This is a genomic window from Saccharothrix stipae (genome assembly GCF_054781895.1).
The window spans coordinates 723,039-742,858 of sequence record NZ_BAAGTN010000008.1 but is presented as its reverse complement, the minus strand read 5'-3'; the positions used below and the strand labels follow the sequence as shown (position 1 = coordinate 742,858).

At 72.2% G+C, this 19,820-nt stretch carries 19 protein-coding genes; 4 read left to right on the top strand and 15 right to left on the bottom strand.

What is annotated here, in order from left to right; translation table 11 throughout:
* Positions 1-47 precede the first annotated feature (47 nt).
* The 6 genes from ACYVLT_RS20250 to ACYVLT_RS20225 form a co-directional block, all read right to left on the bottom strand.
* The gene (locus ACYVLT_RS20250) at positions 48-476 is read right to left on the bottom strand and encodes a guanyl-specific ribonuclease (RefSeq protein ID WP_461121746.1); all 429 of its coding nucleotides are present in this window, start codon (positions 474-476) and stop codon (positions 48-50) included.
* A 65-nt stretch (positions 477-541) separates the two neighbouring features.
* Positions 542-1,024, bottom strand: coding sequence for a pantetheine-phosphate adenylyltransferase (coaD, locus tag ACYVLT_RS20245; RefSeq protein ID WP_461121745.1), 483 nt, complete (start codon positions 1,022-1,024; stop codon positions 542-544).
* A gap of 54 nt (positions 1,025-1,078) precedes the next feature.
* A complete protein-coding gene (rsmD, locus tag ACYVLT_RS20240; protein WP_461121744.1) occupies positions 1,079-1,645 on the bottom strand; it encodes a 16S rRNA (guanine(966)-N(2))-methyltransferase RsmD in 567 nt (188 codons plus the stop codon).
* A complete protein-coding gene (locus ACYVLT_RS20235) occupies positions 1,642-2,733 on the bottom strand; it encodes an MBL fold metallo-hydrolase (RefSeq protein ID WP_461121743.1) in 1,092 nt (363 codons plus the stop codon). Before ACYVLT_RS20235 ends, rsmD begins: the two co-directional genes overlap by 4 nt.
* A gap of 78 nt (positions 2,734-2,811) precedes the next feature.
* The gene (locus ACYVLT_RS20230) at positions 2,812-3,261 is read right to left on the bottom strand and encodes a hypothetical protein (RefSeq protein WP_461121742.1); all 450 of its coding nucleotides are present in this window, start codon (positions 3,259-3,261) and stop codon (positions 2,812-2,814) included.
* Positions 3,262-3,336: 75 nt separating this feature from the next.
* The gene (locus ACYVLT_RS20225; RefSeq protein WP_461121741.1) at positions 3,337-6,714 is read right to left on the bottom strand and encodes a pyruvate carboxylase; all 3,378 of its coding nucleotides are present in this window, start codon (positions 6,712-6,714) and stop codon (positions 3,337-3,339) included.
* A gap of 467 nt (positions 6,715-7,181) precedes the next feature.
* Between ACYVLT_RS20225 and ACYVLT_RS20220 the strand changes: the two genes are divergently transcribed.
* Positions 7,182-8,351: a hypothetical protein gene (locus ACYVLT_RS20220; protein WP_461121740.1), complete on the top strand. Its 1,170-nt coding sequence runs from the start codon at positions 7,182-7,184 to the stop codon at positions 8,349-8,351.
* Between the two features lie 25 nt (positions 8,352-8,376).
* Here the strand turns inward: ACYVLT_RS20220 and ACYVLT_RS20215 are convergent, their stop codons facing one another.
* The 3 genes from ACYVLT_RS20215 to ACYVLT_RS20205 form a co-directional block, all read right to left on the bottom strand.
* The gene (locus ACYVLT_RS20215) at positions 8,377-9,186 is read right to left on the bottom strand and encodes a hypothetical protein (RefSeq protein WP_461121739.1); all 810 of its coding nucleotides are present in this window, start codon (positions 9,184-9,186) and stop codon (positions 8,377-8,379) included.
* A gap of 93 nt (positions 9,187-9,279) precedes the next feature.
* On the bottom strand, positions 9,280-11,475 hold the full coding sequence (gene recG, locus ACYVLT_RS20210) for an ATP-dependent DNA helicase RecG (RefSeq protein WP_461121738.1): 2,196 nt from the start codon (positions 11,473-11,475) through the stop codon (positions 9,280-9,282).
* Between the two features lie 14 nt (positions 11,476-11,489).
* Positions 11,490-13,094 (bottom strand): DAK2 domain-containing protein, encoded by a 1,605-nt coding sequence (locus tag ACYVLT_RS20205; protein ID WP_461121737.1) that lies wholly within the window; start codon positions 13,092-13,094, stop codon positions 11,490-11,492.
* A gap of 145 nt (positions 13,095-13,239) precedes the next feature.
* On the opposite strand from ACYVLT_RS20205, the gene rpmB reads away from it, so the two are divergent.
* A complete protein-coding gene (rpmB, locus tag ACYVLT_RS20200) occupies positions 13,240-13,431 on the top strand; it encodes a 50S ribosomal protein L28 (RefSeq protein WP_033437952.1) in 192 nt (63 codons plus the stop codon).
* A 108-nt stretch (positions 13,432-13,539) separates the two neighbouring features.
* Here rpmB and ACYVLT_RS20195 read toward each other — a convergent pair whose 3' ends face one another.
* Genes ACYVLT_RS20195 through ACYVLT_RS20180 form a run of 4 tightly spaced genes read right to left on the bottom strand, consistent with a single transcriptional unit; the run spans position 13,540 to position 16,218 of the window.
* Positions 13,540-14,214 (bottom strand): uracil-DNA glycosylase, encoded by a 675-nt coding sequence (locus tag ACYVLT_RS20195; RefSeq protein WP_461121736.1) that lies wholly within the window; start codon positions 14,212-14,214, stop codon positions 13,540-13,542.
* Between the two features lie 14 nt (positions 14,215-14,228).
* Positions 14,229-14,750 (bottom strand): gamma carbonic anhydrase family protein, encoded by a 522-nt coding sequence (locus tag ACYVLT_RS20190; protein ID WP_461121735.1) that lies wholly within the window; start codon positions 14,748-14,750, stop codon positions 14,229-14,231.
* Between the two features lie 17 nt (positions 14,751-14,767).
* The gene (locus ACYVLT_RS20185) at positions 14,768-15,271 is read right to left on the bottom strand and encodes a GNAT family N-acetyltransferase (protein ID WP_461121734.1); all 504 of its coding nucleotides are present in this window, start codon (positions 15,269-15,271) and stop codon (positions 14,768-14,770) included.
* Complete coding sequence (locus ACYVLT_RS20180; RefSeq protein ID WP_461121733.1) at positions 15,253-16,218, bottom strand: thiamine-phosphate kinase; 966 nt, start codon at positions 16,216-16,218, stop codon at positions 15,253-15,255. Before ACYVLT_RS20180 ends, ACYVLT_RS20185 begins: the two co-directional genes overlap by 19 nt.
* A gap of 97 nt (positions 16,219-16,315) precedes the next feature.
* On the opposite strand from ACYVLT_RS20180, the gene ACYVLT_RS20175 reads away from it, so the two are divergent.
* Both ACYVLT_RS20175 and ACYVLT_RS20170 read left to right on the top strand, forming a co-directional pair.
* Positions 16,316-16,549, top strand: coding sequence for an Lrp/AsnC family transcriptional regulator (locus ACYVLT_RS20175; RefSeq protein ID WP_015104517.1), 234 nt, complete (start codon positions 16,316-16,318; stop codon positions 16,547-16,549).
* A gap of 20 nt (positions 16,550-16,569) precedes the next feature.
* Positions 16,570-17,148: a DUF3515 domain-containing protein gene (locus tag ACYVLT_RS20170; protein WP_461121732.1), complete on the top strand. Its 579-nt coding sequence runs from the start codon at positions 16,570-16,572 to the stop codon at positions 17,146-17,148.
* A 19-nt stretch (positions 17,149-17,167) separates the two neighbouring features.
* On the opposite strand, the gene ACYVLT_RS20165 is transcribed toward ACYVLT_RS20170, so the two are convergent.
* Both ACYVLT_RS20165 and pdxR read right to left on the bottom strand, forming a co-directional pair.
* Complete coding sequence (locus ACYVLT_RS20165) at positions 17,168-18,235, bottom strand: D-alanine--D-alanine ligase family protein (RefSeq protein WP_461121731.1); 1,068 nt, start codon at positions 18,233-18,235, stop codon at positions 17,168-17,170.
* Positions 18,236-18,376: 141 nt separating this feature from the next.
* Positions 18,377-19,771, bottom strand: a complete 1,395-nt coding sequence (gene pdxR, locus ACYVLT_RS20160) for a MocR-like pyridoxine biosynthesis transcription factor PdxR (protein WP_461121730.1) — start codon at positions 19,769-19,771, stop codon at positions 18,377-18,379.
* Positions 19,772-19,820: the final 49 nt, after the last annotated feature.

The window sequence follows — 19,820 nt, the reverse complement described above, 5'->3', positions numbered from 1 at the left end:
GCCCTGCCGATCTCCTCGCCGCCGGGAGATCGGCAGGGCGTGTCCGGCTAACGGGTGATGTCCACCAGGACGAAGCTCGCGTAGTGGTCCGCCGTGTAGAAGTACAGCTTCGGGGTGGCGTTGCCGGTCACGATCCGCCGCGCGCCGCGGGTGGAGATGCCCGGCGTCTTGACCGTGTACTCCTTGTAGTAGCCGGTCGAGCAGGCCGGGAGGATGCCCTCGCGGTTGTAGAAGGTCTGGTTGTCCTGCGAGTACGGGTACGGACCGCCCCGCTGGATCAACCGCACGGTGTCCGTGGCCTGGCTCGGCAGGGTGGACAGCGCCACCTTCCGGAAGCCGGACGTGTCACCGCAGGCTGCCTGCGCGACCGCGACCGACTCGGCCGCGACCGCCGGTGCGGACGTGGTGAACGTGCCCGTGAGGACCAGCAGCAGGGAGAGCAGCACCTTCGCGGTGCGCGATGTGATCTCGCTCATGCCGGTGAACGCTAACCACACCGAGCGACGAACAGACCCTGCGTAAGTTAACGGACCGTGACCGGTCAGCGACTCTCGGCGAGCCGGGCGGCGAGCCGGTCGCGGATGGTCGGCGGCAGCAGGCTGCTCACGTCGCCGCCGTAGGTGGCCACGTCCTTGACCAGGGAGCTGGCCAGGAAGCTGTAGATCGGGTTGGTCGGCATGAACAGCGTGTCGACCCCGGAGAGCTGGTGGTTCATCTGCGCCATCTGCAGCTCGTAGTCGTAGTCGCTGACCGCGCGCAGGCCCTTGACGATGGCCTTGATGTCGTTCTCCCGGCAGTAGTCGACCAGCAGGCCGTGCCAGGCGTCGACGCGGACGTTCGGCCACTGCGCGGTGACCTCGCGGAGCATGTCCGTGCGCTCCTCGACCGAGAACAACGTCTTCTTGGTCTTGTTGATGAGCACGGCGACCACGACCTCGTCGAAGAGCTTCGCCGCTCTGCCGATGATGTCCAAGTGTCCGTTGGTGACCGGGTCGTAGGAGCCGGGGCACACGGCACGCGTCATGGTTTCGGACGGTAGCACCCGATCGGACGCATCCACTCAGGTGCGTGGTCGGCATCACCCGGTGGCGGCAACCTGTTCGGCCCAGTAGAGCGCCGTGTCGCCGTATCGCTTGCTGCGCAAGGATTCCACCGCGCTTGGCCAGATCGGTTCAGGACTGCGCGCGCCGCGTTCCACGACGATCAACGAGCCCGGTTTCGTCCAACCGTTGGTGACCAGCGACGCGAGGACCCGGTTGAGCTGTTCGTCGGTCACGGCGTACGGCGGATCGGCGAAGACCACGTCGCACGGCCCGTCCGCCGTGGTGGCGACGACGGCCTCAGCGGTGCGGTGCACCACCACCGCCCCCGGCAGCGCGACCACCTTGGCGTTGCCCTTGAGGACTTCGGCAGCCCGCTTGTCGGACTCCACGAAGGTGGCCTTCGTCGCACCCCTCGACAGCGCTTCGAAGCCGAGCGCCCCCGACCCCGCGTAGAGGTCCAGCACGACGGCGCCGTCGAGGTCGACCATCGTCTCCAGCGAGCTGAACAACGCCTCGCGAACGCGGTCGGAAGTGGGTCTGGTGCCGCGTGGGGGCACTTGCAGTCTCCGGCCACCGGCGGCGCCCGCGACGATCCTGGTCACCCCGTCATCGTGCCAAGCGCCTGCCACCACCCGTCGACCGCGGGCGGTCGGTCCACGTCGACCCGCTCACCGGGCCGCGGCACGGCCAGCGGCACCTCGTGCGCCTTCGCCTCCCGCCACACCCGGTCGACCGGCTCGGACCAGTCGTGGAACGCCAGGTTGAACGTCGCCCAGTGCACCGGGATCAACAGGCCGCCCCGCACGTCCCGGTGCGCGGCCACGCCTTCCTCCGGCGTCATGTGGATGTCCGGCCACCCGGGACCGTAGGCGCCGATCTGGATCAGCGAGGCGTCGAACGGACCGTGCTCCTCACCGATCTTCTTGTAGCCGTCGAAGTACCCGGTGTCCCCGCTGTAGTACACGCGGTGCTCCGGCCCCTTCACCACCCACGAGGCCCACAACGTGTTGTCCCGCTGGAAGCCGCGCCCGGAGAAGTGCTGCGCGGCGGTGGCCGTCAGGGTGATCCCCGCCACCTCGTGCGACTCGTCCCAGTCCAGCTCCACGATCCGGTGCTCGGGCACCCACCACCGCCGCAGGTGCGCACCGATCCCGAGCGGCACCACGAACACCGCGTCCGTGTCCCGCTCCAACGCCCGCACGGTGGGCAGGTCCAGGTGGTCGTAGTGGTCGTGCGAGATCACCACCGCGTCCACCCGCCCCACCTCGTGCAACTGGTGCGGCACCGGGTGCAGCCGACGGGGACCGACCACTGGGGACGGTGAGCACCGGTCGCTCCAGACCGGGTCGATCAACACCCGGGCACCGTCGATCTCCACCAACGTGGAGGCGTGCCCGTACCAGGTGATGTGCAACCCGTCCGACGACCCGGCCACGGGCGGCACCAGCGGCACCTCGCCCACCGGCCGCCGCTGCTGACCGCCGAAGAACATCTCCCGCACCGTCCCGGCCGCCCCGTCCGGCATGGTCCGCGTCGGCCCGTCGTTGTGGAACTTCCCGTCGCGGTACCGCGGCGACCGCCGCACCCGCTCACCTCCGGGCTTCCCACCCAACGCCACGGGCACGTCCCGCGCCGCCCAGGCGACGGCGCCGGCCGTGAGTGCGAGCAGTACAGCGGCAACCTTCTTCATGCCACGACCAACGCCGCCCCCGACCCACCGGTTCCCCACGGCCGGGTGACCCAGCGCACCCCGAGCACCGCCGGGCGTTCAGGCGTCCCGGTCGACCGCGGCCGCGCGCTCCTCGGCGCGCACCTCCGCGTCGGACGCCGCCCGCCGGGCCTTGCGCACGTCGTACCGGAAGAAGCAGTAGTCCCCGGCGACGAGCACGACCGCGAACCCCATGGCGGCCGCGGGGAAGTTCCACTCCGGCCAGTCGAGCACCGCCCACCCGATCGCACAGGCCGCCACCACCACGAGCAGCACCAGGCGACTGCGGCCGATCCGGTCGTGCCGGAGCCACCAGACCGGAGACGTCCGGACGGTCGGCGGCGGGCCGGCGAGCCTCTGCTCCAACGCCGAGGCGAACAGCCACAGGACGAGGATCAACAACCCGCGGTAGCCGTAGTGGGGCAGGAACGACGCGACCGCGAGGCCGACGAACGGCAACGCGACCATCCCGAGGTACCGAGCGGTCGCCCAGTCCCACTTCCTGCCCACGACCCACATCCCCCCGCTCGCCACGCCCTGCCGGGCCGGGCACCGCACGGCGCCCGGCCCGGCAGGGCGCTCCGGTCACTCCAGCACGATCAGCAGGTCCCCGCCCTCGACCTGCTGCACCCCGCGCACCGCCAGCCGCTTGACCCGCCCCGCCTTGGGCGCGGTGATCGCGGCCTCCATCTTCATCGCCTCGATGGTCGCGATCGTCTGCCCGACCTCGACCACGTCGTCCTCCGCCACGCTCGGCGTGACGACCCCGGCGAACGGCGCCGCGACGTGACCGGGGTTGCCCCGATCCGCCTTCTCCGCCACCGGCACCTCGGCCGCGATCGACCGGTCGCGCACCTGGATCGGCCGCAGCTGCCCGTTCAACGTGGCCATCACCGTGCGGATACCGCGCTCGTCCGCCTCGCCGATGGCCTCCAGCCCGATCAGCAACCGCACACCCGGCTCCAGGTCGACCTGGTACTCCTCCCCCGGCTTGAGCCCGTAGAAGAAGTCCTTGCTGCCCAGCACGCTCGTGTCGCCGTAGGCGTCCCGGTGCGCCAGGAACTCCTTCGTCGGCGCCGGGAACAGCAACCGGTTCAGCGTGCCGCGCCGGTCGTCCTCCAGGCCCTTCACGTCCTCGTCGGTCAGCTCCGCCACGCCCTTCGGCGCGGCCCGACCCTGCAACGCCTTGCTCCGGAACGGCTCCGGCCAGCCGCCGGGCGGGTCGCCCAGCTCGCCGTGCAGGAACCCGATCACCGACGCCGGGATGTCGAACCGACCCGGGTCCGCCTCGAAGTCCTCCGGCTTCACCCCCGCGCCGACCAGGTGCAGTGCCAGGTCGCCCACCACCTTGGACGACGGCGTCACCTTCACCAGCCGACCGAGCATCCGGTCGGCGGCCGCGTACATCGACTCGATCTCCTCGAACTTCTGCCCGAGCCCGAGCGCGACCGCCTGCGTGCGCAGGTTCGACAGCTGCCCGCCGGGGATCTCGTGCGAGTAGACCCGCCCCGTCGGACCGGGGATCCCCGACTCGAACGGCGCGTAGACCTTCCGCACCGACTCCCAGTAGGGCTCCAGGTCGCACACGGCCCGCAGGTCCAGGCCCGTCGCCCGGTCCGTGTAGTCGGTCGCCGCCACGATCGCCGACAGCGGCGGCTGCGAGGTCGTGCCCGCCATCGACGCCACCGCGCCGTCCACCGCGTCCACACCGGACTGGATCGCCGCCAGGTAGGTGGCCAGCTGCCCACCCGCCGTGTCGTGCGTGTGCAGGTGCACCGGCAGGTCGAACTCCTTGCGCAACGCGCTGATCAACCGCGCCGCCGCCGGGGGCCGGAGCAGGCCGGCCATGTCCTTCACCGCGAGCACGTGCGCGCCCGCGCCGACGATCTGCTCGGCCAGCTTCAGGTAGTAGTCGAGCGTGTAGATGCGCTCGTCCGGGTTCGACAGGTCGGAGGTGTAGCAGAGGCACACCTCGGCGACCGCGGTGCCCGTCTCCCGCACCGCCTCGATGGCCGGCCGCATCTGCTCGACGTCGTTCAACGCGTCGAAGATGCGGAAGACGTCGATCCCGGTCTTCGTCGCCTCCTCGACGAACGCGCTGGTCACGGCCTCGGGGTAGGGCGTGTACCCCACCGTGTTCCGGCCGCGCAGCAGCATCTGGAGGGTGATGTTGGGCACCGCCTCGCGCAGTGCGGCCAGCCGCTCCCACGGGTCTTCGGCCAGGAACCGCAGCGCCACGTCGTAGGTCGCGCCGCCCCACGCCTCCAGCGACAGCAGCTGGGGCGCCATCCGCGCCACGTGCGGCGCGATGGCCAGCAGGTCCTTCGTCCGCACCCGTGTGGCCAGCAACGACTGGTGCGCGTCGCGGAACGTGGTGTCGGTGACCGCCAGCGCCTTGCTCTCCCGCAGCCAGCGGGCGAAGCCCTCCGGTCCCAGCTCGTCCAGCTTCTGCTTCGACCCGGCAGGCGGTTCGGCGTTCAGGTCGACGACCGGCAGCTTCACCTTCGGGTCCACGGCGGACGGGCGCGGGCCGTTCGGCTTGTTGACCGTCACGTCGGCCAGGTAGGTGAGCATCCGCGTGCCGCGGTCGGCGGAGTGCCGCGCCGTCAGCAGGTGCGGGCGCTTCTCGATGAACGAGGTCGTGACGCGACCCTCGTAGAAGTCCGGGTCGTCCAGCACCGCCTGGATGAACGGGATGTTCGTGGACACGCCCCGGATGCGGAACTCGGCCACCGCGCGCCGGGCGCGGGCCACCGCGGCGGAGAACGTGCGACCGCGGCAGGTGAGCTTGACCAGCATCGAGTCGAAGTGCGCGCCGATGACCGTGCCCGCGCCGGTCGTGCCGCCGTCCAGCCGGATGCCCGAGCCGCCCGGCGAGCGGTAGGCGCTGATCATGCCGGTGTCCGGGCGGAAGCCGTTGGCGGGGTCCTCGGTGGTGATGCGGCACTGCAGGGCCGCGCCGCGCAGCTGCACGGTGTCCTGGCTCAACCCGAGGTCGTCCAGGGTCTCACCGCCCGCGATGCGCATCTGCGACTGCACCAGGTCGACGTCGGTGACCTCTTCGGTGACCGTGTGCTCGACCTGGATGCGGGGGTTCATCTCGATGAAGACGTAGTTGCCCCGCGGGTCGAGCAGGAACTCGACCGTGCCCGCGTTGCGGTAGCCGATGTGCCGGGCGAACTTCACGGCGTCGGCGCAGATCCGGTCGCGCAGCTCGGGGTCGAGGTTCGGCGCGGGCGCGATCTCGATGACCTTCTGGTGGCGGCGCTGCACCGAGCAGTCGCGCTCGAACAGGTGCATCACGTTGCCGTCGCCGTCGGCGAGGATCTGCACCTCGATGTGCCTGGGCTCGACCACGGCCTGTTCGAGGAACACCGTCGGGTCGCCGAAGGCCGACTCCGCCTCGCGCGACGCGGCTTCCAGGGACTCCCGCAGCGCGCCGGGCTCCTCCACCCGCCTCATACCACGCCCGCCGCCGCCCGCGACGGCCTTCACGAACACCGGGAACTCGATGTCCTCGGCGGCCCGGACCAGGGCGTCGATGTCGCTCGACGGCTCGCTGGACTTGAGCACCGGGAGGCCGGCCGCCCGGGCCGCGGCGATGGCGCGGGCCTTGTTGCCGGTCAGTTCGAGCACGTCCGAGGGCGGGCCGACGAACGTGATGCCGGCGTCGGCGCAGGCCCTGGCCAGCTCGGGGTTCTCCGACAGGAAGCCGTAGCCGGGGTAGACCGCGTCGGCGCCCGCCTTGCGGGCCGCCTTGATGATCTCCTCGACGGACAGGTAGGCCCGGACGGGGTGGCCGGGCTCGCCGATCTCGTAGGACTCGTCGGCCTTCAGCCGGTGCAGGGAGTTGCGGTCCTCGTGGGGGAAGACGGCAACCGTGCCGGCGCCCAGCTCGTAGGCAGCGCGAAAGGCCCGGATCGCGATCTCGCCGCGGTTGGCGACAAGAACCTTGCGGAACATGCGGCGTTCCCTCCCGGTTACTCGGCGAGTCCCGCCCGAGCGCGGGCGGGACTCGATGAATCAAGGCACGTTACCGTGCGCTTCCCGCCCCTCGGGAGTTCCATCTCACGTGACGGACGTCATCGTGATCGGTCACTCTCCCGGTCAAGGCGGTCGCGACCTGGGACCATGCCCCGGGATTCTCCCTTGTGCGGGCCTCGTGCGCAGCCCCCGGCGGACGGCACGCGAGTGGCGGACCGACCGCGGGCGGGCACGGCCCGGCACCCGACACCGGCGAACGACCGTTCACCCCACACGTTGGATCACCGACTCGTTACGGTGCGTTCGCCGCATCGGGTGACTGCCGCCGGCGACTTCTCGGTAGGGTTGCCCCCATGGCCGGGGCTGAAGGGACTGGGCAGCCTGCTGCCCGCACCCATTTCGACGTCGTACTGCGCGGGTACAACCAGCGCCAGGTGAACGAACGGGTGACACGACTCGAGTTCGACCTCAAGAACTCGAACCGCGCCCGGGACGCGGCGTCGGCCCAGGCCGCGGAGCTGGGCAAGCTGCTCGGCTCGACGCGCGCCGAGCTGGAGAAGGTCAAGGCGCAGCTGGGCAAGCTGGCCACCAGCCCGGCCAGCGCCTCCAACGTCACCGAGCGCGTGCGCGTGATGATGACGTTGGCGGAGGAGGAGATCGCCGACATCCGCAAGGCGGCGCTGGACGACGCGACCGCCACCCGTGCCGAGGCCGAGCGCGAGGCGGCCCAGGGCAAGGCGGTGCACCAGCGCGCGATGGGTGAGCTGGAAGACCGCCGCCGGCAGCTGGAGGCGGCCCACCAGCAGCGGACCACGGAGCTGGAGCGCCAGTACGAGGAGCGCCGCACCGAGCTGGAGCGCTCCCACGAGGAGCTGCGGGTCAAGCTGACCGGCGAGCACGAGGCGCTGATGGCCGAGGCCCGCGCCGACCGCGAGAAGCTGACCGCCGACTTCGAGGCGAAGCAGGCCGAGCTGGAGGCCAAGCGGGTCGAGCTGGAGCAGAAGTACAAGGGCTACCACGACGACCTCGACAAGGAGTACGACGAGCTGCGCACCGAGCTCCGCAAGGAGCACGAGGTGCACGTGGTGGAGGCCAAGGCGGAGGCCGCGAAGCTCCTCGAAGCCGCCCGGGCCGACGCGGCGCGGGTGCGCTCGGAGACCGAGAAGCAGATCTCCGAGCTGGAGGCCGACGCCCTGGCCAAGATCGAGAAGACGGTCAGCGAGGCCAACGCCAAGGCCGAGAAGACCGTCATCGAGGCGGACGCCCACGCCGAGAAGACCATCACCGAGGCCGACGCCCACGCCGACCGCCGGACCACGGCGGCTGACGCGAAGCTGGCCGAGCTGCACCGCGTGCACCGGGCGCTGAGCGAGCAGTTCGCGGCGGCGCAGGAAGCGGTGTCCCGGGCGGTGGCCACCCTCACCCCGCTGGACGAGGAGTCCGAGGTCTCGGCACCCGCGGACGCGCCCACCACACCGGCGACGGCCACGCCGGCAGCGGCGGCCGAACCGGCAGCGCCCACCACACCGGCGGCGGCGACCAAGCCGAAGGCCGTCGACCCGTCCGAGCAGCCGACCGCCCAGCTGCCGGTGCCCAAGTCGGGCAAGCGGACCTAGCAGCCGCCCGGCCAGGCCCTGCCCCCTACTGGGGCAACTGGTCGGCCGGGACGACCTCGGCCTGGTCCGGCACGGTGATCCGCACCGGCTCGCCCCACCCGCGGAACCGGGTGGTGGACTGCTTGACGACCTTGCCGGCCAGCTCGAACCGGTACTCGGCCTGTACCGGGGCGCTCGTGCCGTCCACCCACACCGACGCGGAGATCTGCACCCCGTGCTCGGCCAGCTGGGTGTGCTGCAACTGGATGTCCTGGTCCTCGATGACCTTGGCCATCTTCAACGCGTCCACCACCAGGTCGAACCGGGTCACCGGCACGCCGTCCAGCTGCTCGGACGCCTTGCCCACGATCAACGCCGCCCTCGGCTGCACGTAGTCCAGCTCCGCGCCGACCGTGGCGCTCGGGCCGAAGCCGCGCAGCAACGCGGACACCTCGCCACCGCTGCGCGACGGGTAGAAGCCCCACTTCTTGCCCGCGGGCATCGGCGCGCCCTCGACCTGCACGTACGTGCCGTCGCGGACGATCACCAGCCCGATCTTCTTCGGCTGACCACCGGTCGACACGTCCATCGTCATCGACCCGGTCACCTCGCCGGCGTCCTGCCGCACCGCGCCGTCCACGACGTTGCGCACCTCGGTGGACTGCCCGTCGGACGCGAACCCCTCGGTGTGGAACGTGGCCGTCACCAGCTCGGCCCGCCGCTGCTCGATGCGCTCGGCGAGCACCGCCAGATCGCCCTTGGGCAGCGACGACGTGGTCGGAGCGGTATCACCGGTCGGCGCGGCCGAGCAGGCGACCAACGCCAGCGGAACCAGGGCGAGTAGGAATCGGCGCACGAGTCAGGGTACCCAGCGACCGGCCAAGCCCCCTCCGGGCACGGCGGCCAGGCCACCTCCAGGCGCACCACCCGGCCCGCGCGGAGCCGCCGGCTACGCCTTCTCCAGGTACTCCGCGCGCTCCTCGTCCAGCAGCCCCGCCACCAGCCCGGCCAACCCGGGGTTCGCGGCCAGCTCCGGGTCGACCTCCACGACCTCCTGCGCGACCACCCGCGCCTCGGCGATCACGTCCTCGTCGCGCAGCAGCGACAGCATCTTCAACCCCGACCGCGTGCCGGACTGGGCCGCGCCCAGGATGTCGCCCTCGCGCCGCAGCTCCAGGTCCAGCTGGGCCAGCTCGAAGCCGTCCAAAGTAGACTCGACCGCCCGCAGCCGCTCCATCGTGGACGTGCCGTCCGGCATCTCGGTCACCAGCAGGCACAGCCCCGGCGCGCTGCCCCGCCCGACGCGCCCGCGCAGCTGGTGCAGCTGGCTCACGCCGAACCGGTCCGCGTCCATGATCACCATGACGGTGGCGTTGGGCACGTTCACCCCGACCTCGACCACGGTCGTGGCGACCAGCACCTGCACCTCGTTGGCCGCGAACGCCCGCATCACGGCGTCCTTGTCGTCCGAGGCCATCCGCCCGTGCAGGATGTCGATCCGCAGCCCCCGCAACGGCCCCTCGGCCAGCCGGTTGGCCACGTCCACCACCGCCAGCGGCGGCCTCCGGTCGGCGGCCCCGTCCTTGCCCGCGTCCTCCTTCGGCGGTGCCTCGGCGTCGTCCTCCGCCGCGCCGTCGCCGATGCGCGGGCACACCACGTACACCTGGTGCCCCTTGCCCACCTCTTCGCGGATCCGCTGCCACGCCCGGTCCAGCCAGCCCGGCTTGGCCGCCACCGGCACCACGGACGTGCTGATCGGCGAACGCCCCTGCGGCAGTTCGCGCAGCGCGGACACCTCCAGGTCCCCGTACACGGTCATCGCCACCGTGCGCGGGATGGGTGTGGCCGTCATCACCAGCACGTGCGGCGTCGACCCGCCCGCACGCCCGCTCAGCGCGGCCCGCTGCTCCACGCCGAACCGGTGCTGCTCGTCCACCACGACCAGCCCCAGGTCGGCGAACTCCACCTTGTCCTGGATCAACGCGTGCGTGCCGACCACGATCCCGGCCTCACCGGACACGATCTCCAGCAACGCCCGCTTGCGCGCCGCCGTCGCCATCGACCCGGTCAGCAACGTCACCCGCGTCGCGTGCTCGGCCCCGCCCAGCTCACCGGCCTGCCCGAGGTCACCCAGCAACTCCCGCAACGACCGCGCGTGCTGGGCCGCCAGCACCTCGGTCGGCGCGAGCATCGCCGCCTGCCGCCCCGCGTCGACGACCTGCAACATCGCCCGCAACGCGACGATCGTCTTGCCCGAACCGACCTCACCCTGGAGCAGCCGGTTCATCGGGTGCTCGCCGGACAGGTCGCGGGCGACCTGCGCACCGACCTCCCGCTGCCCCGCGGTCAGCTCGAACGGCAGGCGCGCCTCGAACGCGTCACGCACCAGGCCGTCGCGGGGCTCGCACACCGGCGCGGGACGGGCCGTCGCCGAACGGCGGCGTTGCGCGAGCGCCAGCTGCACCGCCAGCGCCTCGTCCCACTTCAACCGCTGCTGCGCGACGGCGATCGCGGCCCACCCGTCCGGCCGGTGGATGTCGCGCAGCGCCTTCTCCAACCCGATCAGCCCCCGATCGGCGCGCAACGACGCCGGCAGCGGGTCCTCGGCCACCCCGTCCCACACGGCCAGGACCTGCTCGACGCAGTTGGAGACGTTCCACGACTGGATGCCCTGCGCCGCCGGGTAGACCGGGATGAACGCGCCCGCGAAGTCCGCCGCGGCACCCTCCTCCCCGTCCAGCACCTGGTAGTCGGGGTGCGCGAGCTGGAGCTTGCCGTTGAACATGCCGACCTTGCCCGCGAACATCGCCTCGCGACCCGGCAGCAGTTCCCGCTCGACCTTGCGCGAACCGCGCCCGAAGAACACCAGGTGCAGGTCGCTGGTGCCGTCGGTGATCACGGCCTCCAGCAGCTCGCCACTGCGCGACTTCATCCGCCGCTGCCGGGCGCTCTTCACCCGCGCCTGCACCGTGACGTGCTCGCCCAGCTCCAGCCCGGCGATCTCGGTCAGCTTGCCGCGCTCGTCGTAGCGGCGCGGGTAGTGGCGCAGCAGCTCACCGACGGTGGTCAGGCCGAGGCCGGCCTCCAGCGCGTCGGCGCTCTTCTTGCCGAGCACCGACACCAGCTTCTCGTCGAAGGTCGTCATCTCGGCCCATTCAACTACTCGACACCGACAACCAGCAGCGCGTCGCGCTGTCCGCCCTGGTAGGCGGCCAGCTCCACCTCCGGGTGGACGACGCGCAGGTGATCTTCCAGCACCCGTTCGACCCCGTCCGGGGCGGCCCGCCCCAACAGCACGGTCACCAGCTCGCCGCCGCTGGCGAGCATCCGGTCGACCAGCCGGCAGGCCAGGTCGCCGACGTGCGCCGCGGCCGGTTCGACCAGCACGACCTCGCCGTCCACCATGCCGAGCAGGTCGCCGGGACGGCACCGGCCGACCCAGGTGATGGCCTCCCGGTCGGACACCGCGACCTCGCCGCGCCGGGTGGCCGCCGCGGCCTCCGCCATGGCCACCACGTCGTCACCGGCACGGCGGGACGGCGAGTGCACGGCCAGCGCGGCCAACGCCTGCACCGGCGAGAACGTCGGCACCACCACGACGTCCTGACCCGCGGCGACGGCCTGCGTGACGGCCTCGTCCAGCGGTTCGCGCCAGGTCGGGTCGCCGGGCAGCACGGTCACCTGCCGCGCCCGCGTGCTCACCACCACGGCCAGCAGGTCGGCCGCCGTCACGTCGTCGCCCGGCTCGAACACCACCGCGCCCTCGGAGCGGAACAGCTCGGCCGCGCCCTCGCCCTCGACCAGCACGACGATCGCCCGGTCGCGCACGAACCGGGGCGCCTGGGCGGCGATCTGGTCGGCGAACCTGGCCACCGTGATCCGGTGCGGCCGACCGGCCCGGATGCCCGCCTCGACGGCCGCGCCGATGTCGTTGCAGTGCACGTGCACGGTCCACAGGCCGTTCCCGTCGCCGACCGCGGACACGCAGTCACCGATCGCCAGCAGCTCGTCCTTCAGCACCTCGACCCCGGCCTCGCCGCCGGGAGGGCCGTCGAGCAGGTACATGACCTCGTACTCGAACTCGGACGACCCGGCCTCGCGCGCGGTGGTGAGGGAGTCGCGCGGCACCGTGACGACCACCGGCGCGTCCTGCACCTCGCGTCCGGTGATCACCGCCGCCAACGCGTCCAGCAGCACGACCAGCCCCCGCCCGCCCGCGTCCACCACTCCGGCGCGGGCCAGCACGGCCAGCTGGCGGGGCGTGTCGGCCAACGCCTCGGCGCCCGCCTTCGCGGCGGCCGTCACCACGTCGTCCAGCTCGTCGGACGTGCAGTCGCGAGCGGCCTCGGCCGCCGCGTGCAGCACGGACAGCACGGTTCCCGGCACCGGCTTCGAGACGGCGGCGGTGGCCAGTTCGTCGGCCCGGTGCAGCGCCCGCCGCAACGACGTGCCGGACGCCGTCGAGGCGCCCTGCGCGGCCTCGGCCAACCCGCGCAGCACCTGCGAGAGGATCACCCCGGAGTTGCCGCGAGCCCCTGCCAGCGCGCCGCGCGCGAGCGCCGCCAACGCCGCCCCCACCGTGTCCACCGGTGTCCTGAGCAGCGCGTCCAACGCCGAGCGCATGGTCTGGAGCAGGTTGGTCCCGGTGTCGCCGTCCGGCACGGGGAACACGTTGATGCGATCGATGTCCTCCCGGTTGGCGTCCAGGGACCGCACACAGGCGTCCGCCCACTGGCGCACCGCGACCGCATCGAGTGCCTGCATGCCGGCGAGCGTATTCGACCCGGTTTGGTGGCAGAACGCGCCACCGGCTACCCTGTCTGGGTTGCCATGCCCGGCTGAGGCTTGTGCACGCTTGCGCGCCCGCCGGGGCGTGAGTATCGATCAGGAACCTTAAGGAGTGGCTGACGTGGCTGCCGTGTGCGACGTCTGTGGCAAGGGGCCGGGCTTCGGCCATTCTGTCTCGCACTCCCACCGGAAGACGAACCGCCGGTGGAACCCGAACATTCAGACCGTGCGCGCGAAGGTGTCCTCTTCGACGCGGCAGCGGCTGAACGTGTGCACCTCGTGCCTGAAGGCGGGCAAGGTGGTGCGCGGCTGATGACCCGCGCCTGAGCTTGTCGAAAGGCCCCCCGGGACTCGTCCCGGGGGGCCTTTCGGCGTGACTGGGGTTCGTGCGTGACGGCCGTTCGACTTCAGCGGTTCGGCTTCAGGGCAGCTTCCAGTCGACCGGCTCGGCACCCTGCCGCACGAGCAGCTCGTTGGCCTTGCTGAACGGCCGGGAGCCGAAGAAGCCGCCCGCCGCCGACAGGGGGCTCGGGTGGACCGACTCGACGCAGCGGTCCGCGCCCAGCAGCGGCTTGAGGGCACGCGCCTGGCTGCCCCACAGGATCGCGACCAGCGGTGCGTCCCGCTCCGCCAGCGCCTTGATCGCCTGCTCGGTCACCGGCTCCCAGCCCTTGTTGCGGTGGGAGTTGGACTTGCCCGGCTGCACCGTCAACGCGCGGTTGAGCAGCAGCACGCCCCGCTCGGCCCACGGGGTCAGGTCGCCGTTGGCGGGCTTCGGGTGCCCGAGGTCGGACATGTACTCGGTGTAGATGTTGACCAGGCTCTTCGGGACGGGTCGGGTCTCCGGCGACACCGAGAAGCTCAGACCGACCGCGTGCCCCGGCGTCGGGTACGGGTCCTGGCCGACGATCAGCACGCGCACGGCGTGGAACGGCTGCTGGAACGCCCGCAGCACGTTCTCCCCGGCCGGCAGGTAGGTGCGCCCGGCGGCGACCTCCGCCCGCAGGAACTCGCCCATCGCGGCGATCCGGTCGGCCACGGGCGCGAGTGCCGCGGCCCAGCCTGCTTCCATGATTTCCTCAAGCGGACGTGCCACGGCGGGACCCTATCTCAGTCCAGGCGCCGCAGTTCCTTGCGGTACAGCAAGATGTTGGCCACGTACTTGTCGACCGCGAACTGCCAGGCGCCGTCCGGCACGACGTACCCCTCGCGCACCTTCGCGGGCACGCCGAGCGCCATCGACCGCGCCGGCACGTGCCCCTCGAACGACACCACCGCGCCCGCGCCCACGATCGCGCCCGTCTCCACCACGGACCCGTTGAGCACCACCGACCCGGAGGCGATCAGGCACCGGTCGGCGATCGTCGCGCCCTCGATGTGCACGTTGTGCCCGATCACGCACTCCGCGCCGATCAACGTCGGGTGGACGTCCGTGCAGTGCACGACCGTGCCGTCCTGGATCGACGTCCGCGTGCCGACCTCGATGCGCCCGTAGTCACCGCGCAGCACGGCCTGCGGCCACACGGACGCGTGCGCGCCGATCCGGACGTCGCCGATCACCGTCGCGTCGGGGTGCACGTAGGCGTCCGGGTGGATCACCGGCTCGAAGTCGCCCAACGCGTAGATCGCCATCGCGGTCCCTCCCGGCCCTACAGTCCCTTCGCGAAGCAAAGGCTTTCCGGATGATGCCGGTACACACCGAAGTTGTCGATGCGCGCGTATCCGTTGGCCTGGTACAACCCGATCGCCTCGGGCTGGCGCAACCCGGTCTCCAGCACCATCCGCTTGCGGCCGGCCGCCCGCGCCGCCGACTCCAGCGAGGCCAGCACCAGCCGCGCCAGGCCCCGCCCCCGCACGGCCTCCGCCACGTACATGCGCTTGATCTCGGCGTCACCGGGTCGCAGCGAGGCGTCCGCCACGTCGTGCGCTCGCCAGCCGCCGCACGCCACCGGGTCGCCGTCGACGTAGCCGACCACGAAGTGCCCCAGGGGCGCGGCGAACTCCGCCGGGTCGACCGGCGTGACGTCGACCTCGCCGTAGCGGTCCAGGTAGACCTGCTGGATGTCGGCGATCAACTTGACCGAGTCTGGATGGTCATACGCGAGCGTGCATAGTTCCACACTCGTCAGGCTACCTAGCGCCAGTGCTCCCATCCAGCGGGTTTCTCGTACGCCCTGCCGTCGACGGTCACCCCGCTGCCGTGGCGGACCGTGCCGATGGTGCGCCACCCCTCGGGCACCGCCGCCGGTTCGGGGAACGTGGCCGCGAGCGCGTGGTCCTCGCCACCGGTCAGCGCCCAGTGCCGGGCGTCCGCGCCGAGCGCCGCGGCGACGTCGATCAGCCGCGGGTGCACCTCCAGCAGCTCGGTCCGGATGTCGATGCCGATGCCCGACTCGTCGGCGATGTGCCCCAGGTCGGCCAGCAGGCCGTCGGACACGTCGATCATCGCCGTCGCGCCCGCCGCGGCCGCCTGCGGTCCGGCGGCGTACGGGGGTTCGGGGTTCCGCTGGGCGCCGACGACCGCGACCGGCGACCGGAACCCGCGCTGCAGCACGGCCAGTCCGCCCGCCGCCCAGCCGAGCCGTCCGCACACCGCGACGACATCACCCACTTGCGCACCGGATCGGGTGATGGGCTCCAGACCGCCCATGTCGCCCAGCGCCGTAACGGAGATCACCAGTGTCGCGGACGACACCATGTCGCCCCCGACCACGCCCGCGCCGGCGACGGTGGCCTCCTGCCACAGGCCGGCGGTGATCCCCTCGACCACGGCGGACGGCGTGTCGGACGGGCAGGCCAAGCCGATCAGCAGGGCCGTCGGCATCGCGCCCATGGCCACGACATCGGCCAGGTTCACCGCCGCCGCCTTGCGCCCCACCTGCTCCGGGGAGGACCAGTCGAGTCTGAAGTGGACACCTTCGACCAGCACGTCGGTGGACACCACCACGCGACCGTCGGGCGCCGCGACGACAGCCGCGTCGTCACCCGGCCCGAGCAGGGTGGTGGGCGGCTGCGTCCGACCTGCCGTCACCCGGCGGATGAGACCGAACTCACCCACCTCAGCGACCGTGTCCGCGTTGCGCGGCGGCTCCGGACGCAAGATTGCCTCCCGTTCTGAGCATTCGGAACCCCAACTGGGGTACGTTGCTGTGCACGTTCCTACCCCGACCTAACCTGTCGCGACGAAGGGGCACGCCGTGGTGCACGCATACATCCTCATCCAGACCGAGGTCGGGAAGGCAGCCGCCGTTGCGGCGGAGATCTCCGGCATCCCCGGTGTGGCCACCGCGGAGGACGTCACCGGACCGTACGACGTCATCGTCCGCGCCGAGGCCGACACCGTCGACCAGTTGGGACAGCTCGTGGTCGCCCGCATCCAGAACGTGGAGGGCATCACGCGAACGCTGACCTGCCCTGTGGTCCACCTGTAGGCACGTGTTGTCATAACCGGGTGGCACAGGAACCGGAACCCGCGTCGCTGCTCCCGCGTCCGCTGCTCGCCGTCGCCCTCGGGCTGCCGGCGTTGCTCGCGGCGGCGGTGGCGGCCGTGGGCCTCTTCCTCGGCGCCGGGGGCAAGGACGACCCCGCCGACCCGTCGGCCGTCCACTCCGGGCCCGTGGCGCTGGTACCGGTGCCCGCACCCAAGGCCGAGTCGGACGAGTGCAAGGCGCTGCTGAGCGCCCTGCCGATGCAGCTGGTGTCCAACGGCGCCACGTTGCCGCGCCGTGAGCTGGCCTCGCCGGCGCCCGCGGGCGCGATGGCGTGGGGCGACGCGCGGCACGAGCCCGTCGTGCTGCGGTGCGGCCTGGACCGGCCCGGCGACCTCACCCCGACCTCCCAGCTGCGGGTCATCTCGGACGTGCAGTGGTTGGAGGTGCCCGAGGGCGGCTCGGCCACCTGGTACGTGGTGGACCGGCCGGTGTACGTGGCGCTGACCGTGCCGTCGGACGCGGGCACGGGGCCCTTGCAGGACATCTCGACCACGATCCGAGACACCCTCGCCAAGGGCCCCGTGGACACCAGGGGTTAGCGGGTCGGCCGGCTCGCGGTCAGCGCAGGCCCGTGCCGCGGGCGATCGCGGTCTCGACCAACGTGGTCAGCAGGCTCGGGTAGTCCACGCCCGTCTCCGCCCACATCCGCGGGTACATCGAGATCGGCGTGAAGCCGGGCATGGTGTTGACCTCGTTGACCACGAGCTCGTCGTAGTCGGTGACGAAGAAGTCGACCCGGGCCAGGCCCTGGCAGTCCAGCGCGCGGAACGCGGTGACGGCCATCTCGCGCAGGTCGCGGGTGACGTGGGCGTCCAGCTTGGCCGGGATGTCGAACTCGCACACGTCGTCGAGGTACTTGGCGTCGAAGTCGTACCAGTCGACCTGGCCGCCGACGATGCGCAGCTCGGCGGGCAGCGACGCCTCGACGCGGCCGTCGGGGAACTCCAGCACGCCGCACTCGACCTCGCGGCCGGAGACGGCGCCCTCGATGATCACCTTCGGGTCGGTCTTGCGCGCCAACGCGATCGCGCTGTCCAGGTGGGCCCAGTCCACGACCTTCGAGATGCCCACGGACGACCCGGCGCGCGCGGGCTTGACGAAGACGGGCAGCCCCAGGCGTTCCCGGTCGGCCTCCGACAGCGTGTCCTGGTCGCGGCGCAGCACGGCGAACTCGCCGACCGGCAGGCCCGCGCCCTTGAGCAGGCGCTTGGTGAACTCCTTGTCCATGGCGACCGCGCTGGCCAGCACACCCGGTCCCACGTACGGGAGGTCCGCCAGTTCCAGCAGGCCCTGGATGGTGCCGTCCTCGCCCCACGCGCCGTGCAGCACGGGGAACACGACGTCCACGTCGGCCAGCACGTCGCCGGGCGCCACCGGCACCAGTTCGCTGCCGGACACTGGGACCAGCGCGTGGACGGTGGGCAGCTGCCGGTCCCGCACTTCGAGCGCCCTGGTGTCGTCGGCGCCGATCACCCACGCGCCCGTCTCGGTGATGCCCACCGGCACGACGTCGAACCGGTCCCGGTCCAGGTGCGGGAGGACACTGCCGGCGGACAGGCAGGAGACCATGTGCTCGCTGCTGCGCCCGCCGAACACCACGGCGACCTTGGTCTTGCGCTGTGTCATGGTTCGGACCCTACCCGGATGGCGTAACCCGCGATCTCCGCACACCCGAGCGTAGAACTCAGTACCTGAACGTACGACTCTCGCGCGAGTCCTACGTTCGGAACGCGAGAGTCCTACGTTCAGGTACCCCGAGTTGAACGCTCAGGACGGTTCGGCACGGGTGGCGATGATCCGGATCAGGTCGGGGATCGCGGCGGTCAGCTGGTCGCGGGAGCAGGCGCTGTAGCCGATCGCGGCACCGTGCACCTTCGGCCGGCCGGCGTGGTGGCGGCCGAGCCCGTCCAGCCGCAGGCCGCGGTCGTGCGCCTCGGCCAGCACGTCCCGCTCGGCCTGCGCGGACGGCAGCGGCACCACGATGTGCGCGCCCGCGTCGTCGCCCAGCACGGGGATCCCGGCGTCGCCGAACGCCGCGGACAGCAGGGCCCGGCGCTCGGACAGCTCACGCCGCAGCTTGCGCAGGTGCCGGCCCAGGTCGCCGTTGCGCGCCAGCTCGACCAGGATCCGCTGGCCCGCCGCGGACGGGCCGGTGCCGGTCCGGTCGCGGTGCGCCAGGACCTCGGCCGCGATCGGCTCGGGCGCGACCATCCACCCCGCGCCGAGCGTCGGGGTGAGGATCTTGCTGGTGGTGCCCAGGTGCACCACCACGTCCGGCGTCAACGCCGCCAACAACGGCAACGGCGCCACGTCGTACCGCAGCTCGCCGTCGTAGTCGTCCTCGACGACCAGCCACCCCTCCGCCCGCGCCCGCTCCACCAACGCCACCCGCCGCGCCGCCGACATGCGACCGCCCATCGGGTACTGGTGCGCGGGCGAGCAGTACACGCCACGCACGCCCGGCGGCACGGCCTCCACCAACAGCCCCTCCGCGTCCACGGGCGCCTGCACGACCTTCACCCCGGCCGACCGCAACGCCCACACCGCCCGCTGGTACCCCGGCTCCTCCACGGCCACCGCGTCCCCGGGCCGCAGCACGGCCGACCCCAGCTCCACCAACGCCGCCGTGGTGCCGCCGGTCGCCAGCACCGACTCCTCCCGCAACCCGCCGCGCACGGCCAGCCCCCGGTGCCGCAACAGGTGCTCCGCCACCACCGCCCGGTACTCCGGCAACCCACCCCGGGCCGGCCGGAACAACGGCTGCACGTCCGCCGCCGCCCGCCACGCCCGCCGCCACGCCGCCCGGTCCAGCCCCTCGGCCCACGGCGCACCCGGCGCGAGGTCGACCACGTCCGCCGGCACCACGGGCGCGGCCGCACGCCGGGTCCGCGGCTTCAACGCGCCGGGCGGCGTCGTGGTCACGTACGTGCCGGAGCCGTGCCGCCCGGCGATCCAGCCCTCGGCGTGCAGCTGCTCGTATGCTGCTGCCGTCACGGTCCGGCTCACGCCGAGCCGTTCGGCCAGCGCCCGGGTCGAGGGCAGCCGGTCGCCGCTGCGCAGCCGCCCGTCGGCCGCCGCCGCGCGCAGGGCGTCCGCGAGCTGCACGGCCAGCGGTTCGGCCGAATCGCGGTCCAGCACGACCGCCAGCGCCGTCTCCGCCAAAGTGGACTCCTCAGAACGCCGGGAATTGGCACTTGAGAAGGGCCACTTT

Coding starts and splice junctions, on each gene's coding strand:
- ACYVLT_RS20250 (WP_461121746.1), bottom strand. CDS start 476: ATGAGCGAGATCACATCGCGCACCGCGAAGGTGCTGCTCTCCCTGCTG.
- coaD (WP_461121745.1), bottom strand. CDS start 1,024: ATGACGCGTGCCGTGTGCCCCGGCTCCTACGACCCGGTCACCAACGGA.
- ACYVLT_RS20235 (WP_461121743.1), bottom strand. CDS start 2,733: ATGAAGAAGGTTGCCGCTGTACTGCTCGCACTCACGGCCGGCGCCGTC.
- ACYVLT_RS20225 (WP_461121741.1), bottom strand. CDS start 6,714: ATGTTCCGCAAGGTTCTTGTCGCCAACCGCGGCGAGATCGCGATCCGG.
- recG (WP_461121738.1), bottom strand. CDS start 11,475: ATGACGACCTTCGACGAGAAGCTGGTGTCGGTGCTCGGCAAGAAGAGC.
- ACYVLT_RS20205 (WP_461121737.1), bottom strand. CDS start 13,094: ATGCAGGCACTCGATGCGGTCGCGGTGCGCCAGTGGGCGGACGCCTGT.
- ACYVLT_RS20190 (WP_461121735.1), bottom strand. CDS start 14,750: ATGGCGATCTACGCGTTGGGCGACTTCGAGCCGGTGATCCACCCGGAC.
- ACYVLT_RS20185 (WP_461121734.1), bottom strand. CDS start 15,271: ATGGGAGCACTGGCGCTAGGTAGCCTGACGAGTGTGGAACTATGCACG.
- ACYVLT_RS20165 (WP_461121731.1), bottom strand. CDS start 18,235: ATGACACAGCGCAAGACCAAGGTCGCCGTGGTGTTCGGCGGGCGCAGC.